Source organism: Pseudomonas sp. NFACC02 (assembly GCF_900110765.1).
Taxonomy (GTDB): Bacteria; Pseudomonadota; Gammaproteobacteria; order Pseudomonadales; family Pseudomonadaceae; genus Aquipseudomonas.
Window position 1 is genome coordinate 135,310 of record NZ_FOEO01000002.1, and the last position, 15,394, is coordinate 150,703.

At 64.0% G+C, this 15,394-nt stretch carries 2 protein-coding genes (1 of these 2 cut by a window edge); both read right to left on the reverse strand.

The features are described 5' to 3' along the window. The gene (locus tag BMY73_RS02755; RefSeq protein ID WP_092404869.1) at positions 1 to 1,410 is read right to left on the reverse strand and encodes an aspartate aminotransferase family protein; all 1,410 of its coding nucleotides are present in this window, start codon (positions 1,408 to 1,410) and stop codon (positions 1 to 3) included. After that, a protein-coding gene (locus tag BMY73_RS02760) for a non-ribosomal peptide synthase/polyketide synthase (RefSeq protein ID WP_256570794.1) crosses the window boundary here: on the reverse strand, positions 1,403 to 15,394 show its 3' portion. The gene runs 2,217 nt beyond the window's last position; 13,992 of the gene's 16,209 nt are visible here — the last part of the coding sequence; its start codon lies off the right edge, out of view; the stop codon is at positions 1,403 to 1,405. Before BMY73_RS02760 ends, BMY73_RS02755 begins: the two co-directional genes overlap by 8 nt.

The following is a 15,394-nucleotide window of genomic DNA, read 5'->3' on the forward strand; positions in this document are numbered from 1 at the left end:
TTACTGCTGGCGGGTCGCGGCTGAAACGGCGGCGCTGAAGATGTCGGCGATCTGGTCGATCTGGGTGGCGGTGACGATCAATGGCGGCAGGAAACGGATCACGCTGGAGTGACGACCACCGACTTCGATGATCAGACCGCGTTGCAGGCATTCGCGCTGGACGCTGGACGCCAGCGCGCCGCTTTGCGGGAAGCGCCCCAGCACGTCCAGACGCCCTTCGGGATCGACCATTTCCACACCCAGCATCAGGCCCATGCCACGCACGTCGCCCATCTGCGGCCAGTCTTTCTGCAGGGCGCGCAGGTGTCGGGTCAGGCGCTCGCCCATGGCCGCCGCGTGCTGATCGAGTTGCTGTTCGCGCACGATGCGCAAGGTGGTGGCGCCGGCCACCATGGCCAGTTGGTTGCCTCGGAATGTTCCGGCGTGAGAGCCCGGTTTCCAGACGTCCAGCGCTTTGTTGTACACCACCACGGCCATTGGCTGGCTGCCACCGATCGCCTTGGACAACACCAGCACGTCGGGCTCGATGTCGGCGTGCTGGAACGCGAACGGCTTGCCGGTGCGCGCCACGCCGCACTGGATCTCGTCAAGAATCAGCGGCACGCCGGCGTCGCGAGTGATGCGACGGACTTCGCGCAGCCAGTTGGCGGACGCCGGCACCACGCCGCCCTCCCCTTGCAAGGGTTCGAGGATCATCCCGGCAGGCGGCATGACGCCGCTCTCCGGGTCGGTCAGCTGGTTCTCGATGTAGTGCAGACCGATGCGCTCGCCCGCTTCGCCCCCGATCCCAAACGGGCAGCGGTAGTCATAGGGGAACGGCAGGAATTGCGCACTGGAGGCCAGCCCGCCCAGATACGCCTTCGGTCCCAGATTGCCCATCAAGCTCAAGGCGCCCTGCGTCATGCCGTGATAGGCGCCGTGGAAGGCCATCATGTTGCTGCGCCCGGTGGCCGTGCGCACCAGTTTCATGGCTGCCTCCACCGCATCCGTGCCCGCCGGGCCGCAGAACTGAATGCGTGCGTCCCTGGCAAAAGCCGGCGGGAGCAACGCGAACAGCTCGTTGATGAACTCGTCCTTGGCCTCGGTCATCAGGTCCAGGGTGTGCAACGGACGCTGACCGTCGAGCAGGCTGCGCATCGCCTGCACCACCTCGGGGTGGTTGTGCCCCAACGCCAGCGTACCGGCCCCCGCCAGACAATCGATGAACCAGCGCCCCTCGCTGTCCTGGACATGAATGCCTTGCGCGCGTTTGAGTTCCAGCGGGATGCGCCGCGGGTAGCTGCGAGCGTTGGACTCCACCGCGGCCTGACGATCCAGCCGCGCCGTCGGCGCGAACCGGTAGTCCGCATGGGCCAGTGCCGCATCGGGTGTCAGCTCGGCAATTGGCGTCACGTTGTGTGGGCTATGCATATTCCTGCTCCTGGAAATCGTGTGACTGAGGTCGTTCGTTGACGTGCACGAGGGCCTCGGCCAGTTGGGTGATGAATGACTGATCACGGACAATCGAAAGGTGGTCGGCATCGATCCAGGCTGAAACCTGCAAGCGGCTGCCCATGCCCTGCTCCAGAAGAGCCGGTGCGTTATCGTTATTTTCCGGGGAGCGCTGCGCCCACCAGGCGTACACGGGCACGCCCGAGGGGTGGATGTCCCGGCATTGGTTGGCCAGTTGGCGCATGTGTCGCTCGACGCCAAGCAACTGTTGCCAGTGCTCGTCGCCTTCGCTTTCGTCATCACCGCCAACAGCAGTAGCGGGCGATTCAGGAACCGCCGGGCGCGGCTGACCGGCCCCCGGCACGTAGCCGTCGATCAGGCCGACGAAGACCACGCGCTTGCCCAGACGGGTCAGCAACCGGGCCATTTCAAGGACCATCGTGCCGCCCATCGACCAGCCGATCAGGCGGTAGGTCCCGGACGGCTGCTGCTCCAGTAATGCTTTCACGTAGTCGCGGGCCATCTGTTCGATCGAACGGTCGCGCCACTGGCCGTCGAGCACCTGACGGTTCTGGATGCCCCACACGTCCCACTGCGTGGACAGACGCCGCGCCAGGGCGTAATAACCCACCACCGTGCCGCTGACCGGGTGTACGCAGAACACCGGCGGCTTGTCGCTGGCGCCGCTGCTCAGGCGAATCAGCGGATTGGGCGCGCCATGGCGGCTGACAGGGTGAACTGCAGCGGCAGCCGATTGCGCCAATGGCAGGCCATCCAGCAATTGCGTCAGTGCCGCAAGGTAGGCCGTTTGCAAGCGCTCGATGGTCTGGCGCTGATAACGTTGACCGCTGTAACGGAAGCTCAGGCCCAGCTGCCCGGCGAACACCTGACCGTTGATTTCCAGCTCGCGGTTGAGCGGTGTGGCCGGGTCGATCAACGCCCCGGCGGACACGCCAGACGGCGCAAACCGTCCGTCGCCCAGGTCCTGGTCGAACTGACCGAGGTAGTTGAACACCACCTTGGGCTCCGGCAATGCCGCAAGTTGCCGACGCACCGAGTCGGTGCCCAGATAACGCAGCAGCCCGAAGCCGACGCCCTTGTCCGGCAGCGCACGAACCGTCTCTCGAACGTGCTCGACGGTCTGTCTGATCGTGTCCGCGGCCGTGACCCGAACCGGGAACAGGCTGGTGAACCAGCCCACGGTTCGACCGACGTCCAGCCCGTCGGACAAGGCCTCACGACCGTGGCCTTCCAGCGCAACAAGGGTGTCGCGCTGTCCGGTCCAGCCGCTCAAGGCCTGGGCCAGTGCAGCGAGCAGGATCTCATCCATCCGGGCATTCAACGCCGCCGGTGCTTCGCGCAACAGACGATGTGTCCGCTCGGCGTCCAGCAACAGTTCGCATTGTTCAAGGTCCTGTTGAGTCGCCCGACCGGTCACGTCGTCCACCGGCCACGCGTCATCGCCTGCGTGCCCGATCCGTTCCTGCCATTGTGTGGCCTCGGCTTCACGCCCCGGGACGTGCGCGGCTTGCATCAGGTGCTGTGCCCAGCGTTGATAACTGCTGGACTTCGGCCCCAGATTCACCGCGCCGTCGGACGACAACTGGGCATAGGCCCGCGCCAGGTCTTCGAGCAGAACCCGCCAGGACACGCCGTCCACCACCAGGTGATGGGCGACCAGCAACAGGCGCTGACGCTGGCCCTGGTTCCGATCCTGGTCTTGGGGCATTTGCGCCAGGACCAGTCGCAGCAACGGGCCGTTTTCCAGGTCGAGACTGCGCTGTGCCTGTTCGCACAGCGCAACCAGCGCAGCGTCATCAGCGACCTCACGCACCCACAGGCTGTCGGTGGCGGACGGCTGGCGATACGCCTGCTGCCAGCGCCCGTCCCCCACTGCGCGGAAGCTCAGGTTCAGGCCGTCATGGTGACGCAGTACCGCCTCCAGCGCTCGCGCCAGCAACGGTGCTTCCACCTTGCGCAGAACGTCCAGCAGCAACGCCTGGTTGAAATGCGCACGGTTTGTCATGGGCTGTTCGAAGAAATGCGCCTGAATCGGCGTCAGTGGCACTTCGCCCCGTGGTGCTTCATCGATGACCACCTCGGCACTGGCCTCGACCACGGTCAGACGCAACGCCAGATCCTTCAACCGTGGATGGCTGAAAACGTCCTTGGGCATCAGTTTCAGGCCGGCCTGACGCAAGCGCGTGATGACCGCCAGCGATTGAATCGAGTCGCCGCCCAGTTCGAAGAAACTGTCCGAACGGCCGATGCTTTCCACGCCCAGCAACTGCTGCCAGACCCGCGCCAGTTGCTCTTCGCGTTCGCCTTGCGGTGCTTCGAATGTCTGGCTGTTGAGTTGCGGATCCGGCAACGCATTGCGGTCCAGTTTGCCGTTCGGCAGTTGCGGCAAGCGCGCCATGACGATGATGTGATGCGGCACCATGTATTCGGGCAGCGTGCTTCCCAGTTGTTGTTTCAGGCTGTCCTCGCTCAGCTCGTTGCCTCCGACATAACCCAGCAGGCGTTTTCCACTCGGCGTCTCGCGGACGATCACCAGCGCTTCACGTACACCCTCGCAGCCTTTCAGCGCCGCCTCGATTTCCCCGGCCTCGATGCGGAAACCGCGAATCTTGATCTGGTGGTCGATCCGGCCCAGGTACTCCAGCAGGCCTTCGCTGTTCAACCGCACGCGGTCGCCGCTGCGGTAGATGCGCTCGCCCGGACGGAACGGGTGCGGCAGGAAGCGTTCGGCCGTGGCACCCGGACGGTCCAGATAGCCCCGCGCCACGGCGCCGCCCAGGTACAACTCGCCAGCGATGCCTTGCGGCAGCGGGTTCAGATCCGCGTCCATCACGTAGCCTTGACGGTCACCCACCAGGTCACCAATCGGCGCATAGGCCGTGGTGAAGTCCGCCGTCTCCGACGAGGCTAGCCACAGGGTCGGCGTGACCACCGTCTCCGTCGGGCCGTAGCCGTTGATGATCCACAGCGGCTGAAGATTGCGGATCACGTCGTGCAGCATTTCGCGGCTGAAGGCTTCACCCGCGAAGCAGTAGGTTTTGACGCCCGGCCCTTTGCCTTGCACACCGGCCCAGTCCGACAACTGACGCAGGTAGCTCGGGGGGAACGAGGCCACGGTGATGCCTTCACGAATCAAGGTGTCGTAGGTCTGCTCGACGCTCCACAGCTCCTGGTCGCGCAGCACCACGCGGGCGCCGTAACACATCGGCATCATCCAGCCTTCGTGAGCGCCGTCGAAGCTGATGGACAGGAAGTGGAATTTCCGGTCGTCCGGTGTGAAGCCATAACGCTCGCCGATAGTCTGGATGTGCATCGAGATATCGCGGTGAGCGATGGCCGCGCCTTTCGGCTTGCCGGTCGAACCTGAGGTGTAGATCAGGTACGCCAGTTGCTGCGGATGAATCACTACGTCCGGCGCGGTGATCGGCTCGCTGGAAATGTCCAGTTGATCCAGATTGAGCAACGGCACGTCGCCCACGGGCACCCGATTCAGCGCTGCATCGTGAGAGATCAGTAGCTTCACGCCGCCGTCCTCCAGCATGTAGCGCAGGCGTTCGGTCGGGTAATCCGGGTCCAGCGGAATGTACGCCCCGCCCGCTTTCAGCACCGCAAAGAACGACAGCCACAGGTCGATACCACGCTCCATCGCAATCGCCACGCGCACTTCGGTGCCGATGCCGCGAGCACGCAGGGCGTGGGCCAACTGGTTGGCGCGGCGGTCGAACTCGGCGAAGGTCAGGCGCTGCTCGCCATGCACCAGGGCGATGGCGTCGGGACGCAGGCGTGCATGGTCGGCAATCAGTTCGTGAATCGGGCGCTCAACGTAAGGCGAGAACGGTGGCGTGTTCCATTGATCCAGCGCGGCCAGATCGGCTTCGCTGAGCAGCGGCAAGTCACCAATCGCCGTCTGCGGTTGTGCACAAACGGCATTCAGCACGGTCAGCAACTGACCGTACAGACGCTCCACCGTCGAGGCGTCGAACAGGTCCGTGGCATAGTCCAGATAACCGCTGATGCGGCCATCCCGATGTTCGAAGGTCCCGAGCACCAGGTCGAATTGCGAGCCTTTGACGTCCCATTGCTGCGCTTCGATGCTCAGGCCGTCGAACTGCAACAGCGACAGGTCCGGCTGCTGCTGGTGGTTGTAGCTGACCTGGAACAGCGGGTTGACGCTCAGACTGCGCGCCGGTTGCAGTGCCTCCACCAACTGTTCGAACGGCAGGTCCTGATGGGCATGGGCGCCCAGCAGGTTGTCTTTCACCTGAGCCAGCAATTGAGTGAAAGGCTGATCGCCGCTGACCTGCGCCCGCAGGACCAGCGTGTTGACGAAAAAGCCGATCAAACCTTGTGTCTGCGCTTCGGCCCGCCCCGCCACCGGCACGCCGATGCGCAGATCGCGCTGACCGCTGAGGCGATACAACAGGGTGTCGAACGCCGCCAGGAACAGCATGAACAACGTGGCGTCCTGCGCTTGCGCGACACGACGCAGCGTGTCGGCCAGGTCCTGCGGCAGCACGAACGCATGCCGTCCGCCCTTGCCATCGCGCTCGGCCGGACGCGAACGGTCTGCCGGCAACTCCAGCACCGGCTGTTCGTCGCCCAAGGCTTCGCGCCACCAGCTCAACTGACGCTCGCGTTCACGTCCTGTCAGGTAGTCGCGCTGCCAGGCAGCGTAGTCCGCGTAGTGCACGCTCAGCGGCGGCAACTGCGCGTCTTCCCCTTGAGAGAAAGCGCGATACAACCGGGAGAAGTCTTCGAGCATGACCTGCACCGACCAGCCATCGGAGATGATGTGGTGCATGCACAGCAACAGACGCCATTCGTTCTCCCCCACTCGCGCCAGGCCGACCCGCCACGGCGCGCGCTCGGCATCGAGGTCAAAAGGCTGGTTCATGAACCCATGGGCCAGCGCGGCGAACGCGTCTTCCGGCGCAGCACTGTCGCGTAGGTCATGGCGGGCGATGCTGACGCTGCCGATCGGCAAGACACGTTGCAACGGCACCTCACCGGCCCCCGGAAGGAAGCAGGTGCGCAGGCTTTCATGCCGTGCGGCGAGCGCATCAAAGCTGCGTTGCAAGGCGTCGAGCTGCAATGCGCCACTGAGGTTCAGCACACAGGGCAGGTTGTAGGCGGTGCTGTGCGGCTCCAGTTGGGCGAGGAACCACAGGCGCTGTTGAGCGAACGACTGCGGCGCCAATTCACGCTCGCTGCGTGGCAACAGCGCCGGCATCGCTGACCGCTCGGCGCGGGTGTTCAGGTAATGCGCCAGGTCAGCCAGCACCGGAGCCTCGAACAGCGCGCGCAACGGCAGCTCGAGCGTGAGGTCCCGACGAATCTGCGCCACCAGTTGAATGCCCAGCAGCGAATGCCCGCCGAGTTCAAAGAAGTTGTCCTGACGACCCACCTGCTGGACGCCCAAGAGGTCTTGCAACAACTCGGCCAGTTCGCGTTCCACGCCGTCCAGCGGCGCCTCGAACGCACGCTGTTGCACTTGTGGTTCCGGCAAGGCCTTGCGATCCAGTTTGCCGTTGGCCGACAGCGGGAAGGCCTCCAGCGTCACCAGATGCGCCGGCACCATGTAGTCCGGCAGGCGTTGTTTCAGTTGGGTACGCAGTTGCTCTTCGTCAAAGGTCTCGGCGACCAGATAGCCGACCAGTTGCAGGCCGGTGCTCAGTTGACGCGCGACCACGACCGCTTCACTGACCGCAGGATGATCCAGCAGCGCCGATTCGATCTCGCCGATCTCGACCCGCAAGCCGCGCAGCTTGATCTGGTGATCGAGACGACCGAGGTAGTCCACCGCGCCGTCGGCACGCCAGCGCGCCAGGTCGCCGGTGCGGTACAGGCGTTCGCCGTGGCCAAACGGGCTGGCCACGAAACGCTCGGCGGTCAGGCCCGGACGCTGGTGATAACCACGGGCCAGCCCGGCGCCGCCGATGTACAGCTCGCCCGGCACGCCAATCGGCTGTGGGTTCAGACGACTGTCGAGGATATGGATCTGCAGGTTGGCAATCGGACGACCGATGGGCACGCCAGCGCCCGGCTCATTGCGGCAGGTCCAGTGGGTGACATCGATGGCCGCTTCAGTCGGGCCATACAGGTTGAACAACCCGGCGTTGGGCAGGCGTTGCAGGGTGTCTCGGGCCAGGTCAGCAGGCAACGCTTCACCGCTGCACACGATGCGTTTCAAAGAGCCGCAGCCCGACAGATTGTCCTGCGCCATGAACGCCGCGAGCATCGAGGGTACGAAGTGCAACGTGGTGATCTGATGATCTGCAATCAGATCGGTCAGAAGAGCTGGATCGCGATGATCGCCGGGCTGAGCCATGACCAGACGCGCGCCGACCATCAACGGCCAGAAGAACTCCCAGACCGAAACGTCGAAGCTGAACGGAGTCTTTTGCAGCACGGCATCGGATGCGTCGAGACTGTACGCCTCTTGCATCCACGCCAGACGGTTGAACAGCGCTGCGTGGGTGTTGCCTGCGCCCTTTGGTTTCCCGGTCGAACCCGAGGTGTAGATCATATAGGCCAGTTGTTCGGGATGGATCTCCACAACCGGGGCCGTGACAGGCTGTTGAGTCAGTTCAAGCTGATCCAGATTCAACACCTGCAACCCGTCGATAACGGGCAGATCCTCGATCACGGCGTCATGGCTGAGCAGCAAACCGATCCCGGCGTCTTCGAGCATGTAACGCAGGCGATCCACCGGGTATTCCGGGTCCAGCGGCACATACGCAGCGCCCGCTTTGACGACCGCATACAGCGCCACCACCATTTCCACCGAACGCAACGCCGCGACACCGACCAGCGATTCGCGCCCCACGCCCTGCCCGCGCAGGTAGTGCGCCAACTGGTTGGCCCGCTGATCCAGTTGCTGATACGACAGCACCTGGTCGCCACAGCGCAAGGCTTCACGCTGAGGATGCAACTGCGCCAGACGTTCGAAATGACGGTGGACAACGCATTCATCCGCGCCCTCAAACGAGTCGGCCCAATTCCGCGTCGTGTCGTTCACTTGAATCAGCTGCGAACGGTCCTGTGCATCGAGCAGGTCGATGTCACCCATCGCTGCGTCCGGCTGGTCCAGCAACTGCTCAAACAACTGCACGAAACGCGCATGCAGTCGCTCGATGGAACCGTGATCGAACAGATCGGTGGCGTAGTTCCACGACCCGCCCAGGGCACCGTCGGCCTCTTCGTGGGTGTTCAGCGCCAGGTCGAACTGACTGCTGCCATCGTCCAGCGGCAGGACCTCGGCGTGCAGCCCCGGCAATCCGGAAAGCGATGCAAAGTCACGTTGCTGATGGTCGTAGGCCACCTGGAACAGCGGGTTATGGCTCAGGCTGCGTTGCGGTTGCAGGGCTTCGACCAGTTGCTCGAACGGCAAGTCCTGATGGGCCTGAGCGCCGAGGGTCGTCACCTTCGCCTGCTCCAGCACCTGGCGGTACGACAGCTGCGCGCTGACGTCAGCGCGCAGCACCTGAGTGCTGACGAAGAAACCGATCAGGCCTTCCACCTCCACACGCGAACGCCCGGCAATCGGCACGCCGATGCGCAAATCGTTCTGCCCGCTGAGCCGATGCAACAGCACCTGATAGGCCGACAGGATCGCCATGAACGGCGTGACGCCCTGCTGTCTGGCAAACGCGCGCACACGCTGACTGAACGCGGCATCGAAGCTGAACAGCAACCGATCACCCTGATAGCTCTGCTGAGCCGGACGTGGACGGTCGGTCGGCAGTTCCATGACCGGATGCTCGTCGCCCAATTGCTCGCGCCAGTACTGCAACTGCCGCTCGCCCTCGCCGGCCTCCAGCCACTCGCGCTGCCAGGCCGCGAAGTCGGCGTATTGCACCGGCAGTTCCGCCAGTTGCGGCGCGCGGTTTTCCACGGCGGCGCGGTACAGCTCGCAAAACTCTTGCAGCAACACCCGCACCGACCAGCCATCCGAAATCATGTGGTGCAGGCACAGCAGCAGGCGCTGTTCGTCCGCCGCCACCCGCACCAATGCCAGACGCCAGACCGGGCTTTGCGACAGGTTGAACGGTCGTTTGACGAAATCCTGAGCCAGCGCGTTGAACGTTGCTTCGAGGTCGGCCTTGTCGCTGATGTCCAGACGTTCGATCTGCACGGCACTGGCCGCCTCGACCTGTTGCAGCGGCACGTCGTCACCGGCGACGAAGCGCGTGCGCAGCACTTCATGGCGTGCGGTCAGGGCATCGAACGCCGACTGCAATGCAGCGTCGTCCAGCGTGCCGCGCAGGCGCACCGCGCCCGGCAGGTTGTAGGCGTGACCGCCCGGCTGCAATTGATCGAGGAACCACAAGCGTTGCTGGGCGAAGGACTGCACCGCTGTCGTCGCGTGGCGCGGGGTGAGGTCATGCGGCTTCGCGGGCTGCACCAGCTGTGCGATGCGCTGGGCGAAATCGGCCAGACGCGGTGCTTCGAACAGCAGCCGCAGGGGCACGCTCAGTTCATGCTCATGGCGGAGTCGAGAAATCAGTTGCATCGCCAGCAGCGAATGTCCACCGAGTTCGAAGAAGTGATCGTTGCGCCCTACCGCCTCAATGCCCAGCAACGGCTGCCACAAGTCGGCCAGTTGCTGTTCCAGTGCGTTTTGCGGTGCTTGATAGTCGCTGGAACTGACCTGAGGATCCGGCAATGCGTTGCGGTCCAGTTTGCCGTTCGGCAGTTGCGGCAAACGCGCCATGACGATGATGTGCGCCGGGATCATGTATTCCGGCAGGCTCACCTTGAGTTGCTGTTTGATGCGCTCCTCATCGAGGTCATTGCCGCCGACGTAACCCAGCAACCGCTTGCCACTCGGTCCATCGCGCACGATCACCAGCGCCTCGCGCACGCCCTCGTAGCCTTTGAGTGCCGCCTCGATTTCACCAGCCTCGATACGGAAACCACGAATCTTGATCTGGTGGTCGATCCGGCCCAGGTACTCCAGCAAGCCTTCGCTGTTCAACCGCACACGGTCGCCGCTGCGATAGATACGCTCGCCCGGACGGAACGGGTGCGGCAAAAAGCGCTCGGCCGTGGCACCCGGACGGTCCAGATAACCCCGCGCCACGGCGCCGCCCAAGTACAGCTCACCGGCGATGCCTTGCGGCAGCGGGTTCAGATCCGCGTCCATCACGTAGCCCTGACGGTCACCGACCAGATCACCAATCGGCGCATAGGCCGTGGTGAAGTCCGCCGTCTCCGACGAGGCCAGCCACAGGGTCGGGGTGACCACCGTTTCCGTCGGGCCATAACCGTTGATGATCCACAGCGGCTGCAGATTGCGAATCACGTCATGCAGCATCTCGCGGCTGAAGGCTTCACCCGCGAAGCAGTAGGTTTTGACGCCCGGCCCTTTGCCTTGCACACCGGCCCAGTCCGACAACTGACGCAGGTAGCTCGGCGGGAACGAAGCCACGGTGATGCCTTCACGAATCAGCGTGTCGTAGGTCTGCTCGACGCTCCACAGCTCCTGGTCGCGCAAAACCACACGAGCGCCGTAACACATCGGCATCATCCAGCCTTCGTGGGCGCCGTCGAAGCTGATGGACAGGAAGTGGAATTTCCGGTCTTCCGGCGTAAAGCCATAACGCTCGCCGATGGTCTGGATGTGCATCGAGATATCGCGGTGAGCGATGGCCGCGCCTTTCGGCTTGCCGGTCGAACCTGAGGTGTAGATCAGGTACGCCAGTTGCTGCGGATGAATCACCACGTCCGGCGCGGTTTCCGGCTCGCTGGAAACGTCCAGTTGATCCAGATTGAGCAACGGCACGTCGCCCACGGGCACCCGATTCAGCGCTGCATCGTGAGAGATCAGCAGCTTCACGCCGCCGTCTTCGAGCATGTAGCGCAGGCGTTCGGTGGGGTAATCCGGGTCCAGCGGAATGTACGCCCCGCCCGCTTTCAGCACCGCGAAGAATGACAGCCACAGGTCGATACCGCGCTCCATGGCAATCGCCACGCGCACTTCCGTGCCGATGCCGCGAGCACGCAGGGCGTGGGCCAACTGGTTGGCGCGGCGGTCGAACTCGGCGAAGGTCAGGCGCTGCTCGCCATGCACCAGGGCGATGGCGTCGGGACGCAGGCGTGCATGGTCGGCGATCAACTCGTGGATCGGGCGATCCACGTAAGGCGAAAACGGTGGTGAGTTCCAGCCATGCATCTCCGTGATGTCGCGCTCGGTGAGCATCGACAGATCGCCAATACGCGCTTCAGGGAAACGGCAGATGCCGTCCAGCAAGGTCTGGAAGTGACCGCACAGGCGGTCGATCTGTTCGGCGCTGAACACGTTGCTGTGGTAGTTGACGTGAACATGGGCCTGCTCACCCGCCACCACCGCCAGGCTCAGCGGATAGTGGGTTTTGTCGCTGAGTTCCACTGAGCCCAGGTTCACACCTGCGGCCTGTTTGTCGCGCAGTACGGCGTCCACCGGGTAGTTCTCGAACACCACCAGACTGTCGAACAGGTCACGACCGGCATGCCCGGCATAACGCTGGGCTTCGAACAGCGGCGTGTGTTCGTGCTCGCGCAGTTCAAGGTTGTGCGCTTGCAGTTCGTTGAGCCAGTCGCCGACCTTCTGCTGCGATTCCGGCGCCTGCACCAGCGGCAACGTGTTGATGAACAGCCCCAGCATGCGTTCGATGCCCGGTACCTGCGCCGAACGGCCCGATACGGTCGCGCCGAACGCGACGCGCTGTTGTCCGGTGTAACGCTGCAACAGCAAGACCCAGACCGCTTGAATCAGCGTGTTGACGGTCACCCGCTGACGGCGAGCGGCGCTGTGCAGCAACTGACTGTCCAGGTCCATGGACGTGACCCTCACCTGCATCGACAGCGGTTCACCGCTGGCAGATGTCGGTGGGGTCAAGGCGGTCGCCATCAGGGTGGGTTGTTCAAACCCGGCCAAGTGCTGCTGCCAGAACGTCGCGCTGTCCTGCGCGTCCCGGCTGAGCAACCATTCGACATAATCGCCGTAATGACCGGCAGGTGTCGGCGCGGTGTCGGACAGTGCCGACTGAATCACTTCGCCCAGCACCGCCGCGCTGCTCCAGCCGTCGAGCAGGATGTGATGGAAGGTCCACACCAGTTTCCACAGCGTCTCGCTTTGACGTACCAGCAGCACGCGCATCAGCGGCGCTTCGTGCAGCTGGAACGGGGTTTCCCGCTCCGCGGCCAGCACGTCGCTCATCGCGTGTTGACCGGCGCGCAGGTCCAGTTCACGAACGACCAGCGCCGCGTCGCGACGAATCAATTGCACTGGCGTCTGGCTGCCCGCCAGTCGCAGGAAAGACGCACGCAGGATCGGGTGACGCTGCACCGCCGCCGCCCAGGCCGACTTGAAGCGCACCAGCGGCAGGTGTTCGATGTCCAGCGCCACCTGATTGATGTACAGGTCGCGCGCACCATCCGCGCCTTCACGCTCACCCAGTTCGCTGTGGAACAACAGACCCTGTTGCATCGGCGTCAACGGATACAGCTGTTCGATGTCGCGCGCAGCGACCGGCAGTGCATCGAGTTGCCCCTGGGTCAGGTCCAGCGCCGGGAAGTCCGACGGCGTGACCGCCGAGTGCGCGCGGCAATGCTCGATCACTTCGTCCAGCGCGACCGCGTAGGCATCGAGCAGGCGTTGAATCGAGGTGGCCTCATGACGCTCGCCGCTGTAGCTGCAGGTCAGGCTGAACTGTCCGTCGCGCACCTGCGCATCCATCGAGAGCTCGCACGCCAAGGGCGAATCGGCGCCCCGTTGAGTGCCGCTGCCCTCTTCGGCCAGCGTGAACAGGCCACTGTTGTTCTGCAGGCGGCCCGCGTGATGGTCTATACGGCCCATGTAGTTGAAGAGCACGCAGCCTTCCAGCGACGGCAACGCTTCGCCGCGCAAATGACGCAGCAAGCCGTAACCCAGACCGCCATTGGGCACGGCGCGCAGGGTTTCCTTGGTGTGTTTGAGCGCCGCATCCAGGCTGTCCTGAGCCTGCAAACTGACCGGATAAAGACTGGTAAACCAGCCCACGGTACGAGACGGATCCAGGCCATCAAACAGGTCCTCACGGCCGTGTCCCTCGAGCGCGATCAGCGCGCGGGATTCACCACTCCACTGCGCAAGCGCTCGCGTCAATGCGGTGAGCAGCAGGTCGTTGATCTGCGTGCGATAGGCCGCTGGCGCTTCGCTGAGCAGCGCCTGACTGCGGCCGGCGTCCAGTTGCAGGTGCAATTGCTGCACCGATGATTGCAGTGCCTTGCCTTGAGGGTTGGCGCACGGCAGCGGCGGCGCGGCCGGCAGGCTGCGCCAGTAGTCGGCTTCGGCCAGCACCGCATCGCTGTAGGCAAAGTCCAGCAGGCGATTGGCCCAGCGCTGGAACGGCAAGCCCTTCTCGCCGAGATCGACCGTCAGGCCAGCCTGTGCCTGGGCGTACGCGTTGTGCAGGTCTTCCAGCAGAATCCGCCACGAGACGCCGTCCACTACCAGATGGTGCACGACCAGCAACAGTCGCTCGCCGCCGTCGGCCAGTGTGAAATGCACGGCACGCAGCAGCGGTCCGTCTTTCAGATCAAGGCTGGCCTGTGCTTCATCGCACGCCGCCGTGAGGTCACTCATGCTGACTGTACGCTGCCAGAGCAGAGCCTCCGCAGCCTCTACGCAATGGGCACGATAACGCTGCTGCCAGTGACCGTTGTCCTGCTGCACGAACGTCATGCGCAAGGCGTCGTGTTGGGTGATCAGCGCTTGCAACGCCTGAATCAGAGCGGTGGGTTCCAATGCTTCGTTCGGTGTCAGCAGCAGTGACTGGTTCCAGTGGCTGCGACGACGCATCGGTTGCTCGAAAAACCAGTGCTGGATCGGCGTCAGCGGGATATCGCGATTGAGCTTGATGCGCGCAACGGACGCGGCCTCGTCGCGGCTGATCACTTGAGCGACGTGGGCCAGTTCGGCGATGGTCTGGCGCTCGAACATCTGCCGTGGGGTCAGTTGAATACCGCGCTTCCTGGCGCGGGAGACGATTTGCAGGCTGAGAATCGAATCGCCGCCCAGCTCGAAGAAATTGTCCTGACGCCCTACCTGCTGGACGCCCAAGAGGTCTTGCCACAGCTCGGCCAGTTCGCGTTCCACACCGTCCAGCGGTGCCTCAAACGCACGCTGTTGCACTTGTGGTTCCGGCAGGGCCTTGCGATCCAGTTTGCCGTTGGCCGACAGCGGGAAGGCGTCCAGCGTCACCAGATGCGCCGGGACCATGTAGTCCGGCAGGCGTTGTTTCAGTTGGGTGCGCAGTTGCTCTTCGTCGAATGGCTCGGCAACGAGGTAACCCACCAGTTGCAGGCCGGTGCTCAGTTGACGCGCGACCACGACAGCTTCACTGACGGCAGGATGATCCAGCAGCGCCGATTCGATCTCACCGATCTCCACGCGCAGGCCGCGCAACTTGATCTGGTGATCGAGACGGCCGAGGTAGTCCACCGCGCCGTCGGCACGCCAGCGCGCCAGATCGCCGGTGCGGTACAGGCGTTCGCCATGGCCAAACGGGCTGGCCACGAAACGCTCGGCGGTCAGGCCCGGACGCTGGTGATACCCACGGGCCAGGCCGGCACCGCCGATGTACAGCTCGCCCGGCACGCCAATCGGCTGGGGGTTCAGACGACTGTCGAGGATATGGATCTGCAGATTGGCGATGGGACGGCCAATGGGCACGCCAGCACCGGGTTCATTGCGGCAGGTCCAGTGGGTGACATCGATGGCCGCTTCAGTCGGGCCATACAGGTTGAACAAGCCAGCGTTAGGCAGGCGTTGCAGGGTGTCTCGGGCCAGATCGGCAGGCAGCGCTTCACCGCTGCACACGATGCGTTTCAGCGAGGCACAGCCGGACAGATCGTCCTGCGCCATGAACGCCGCAAGCATCGAGGGCACGAAGTGCAGCGTGGTGATCTGATGCTCTTC

What these genes read in the sequence shown, in the direction of transcription:
- BMY73_RS02755 (WP_092404869.1), bottom strand. Translation starts at nt 1,410, where the DNA reads ATGCATAGCCCACACAACGTGACGCCAATTGCCGAGCTGACACCCGAT.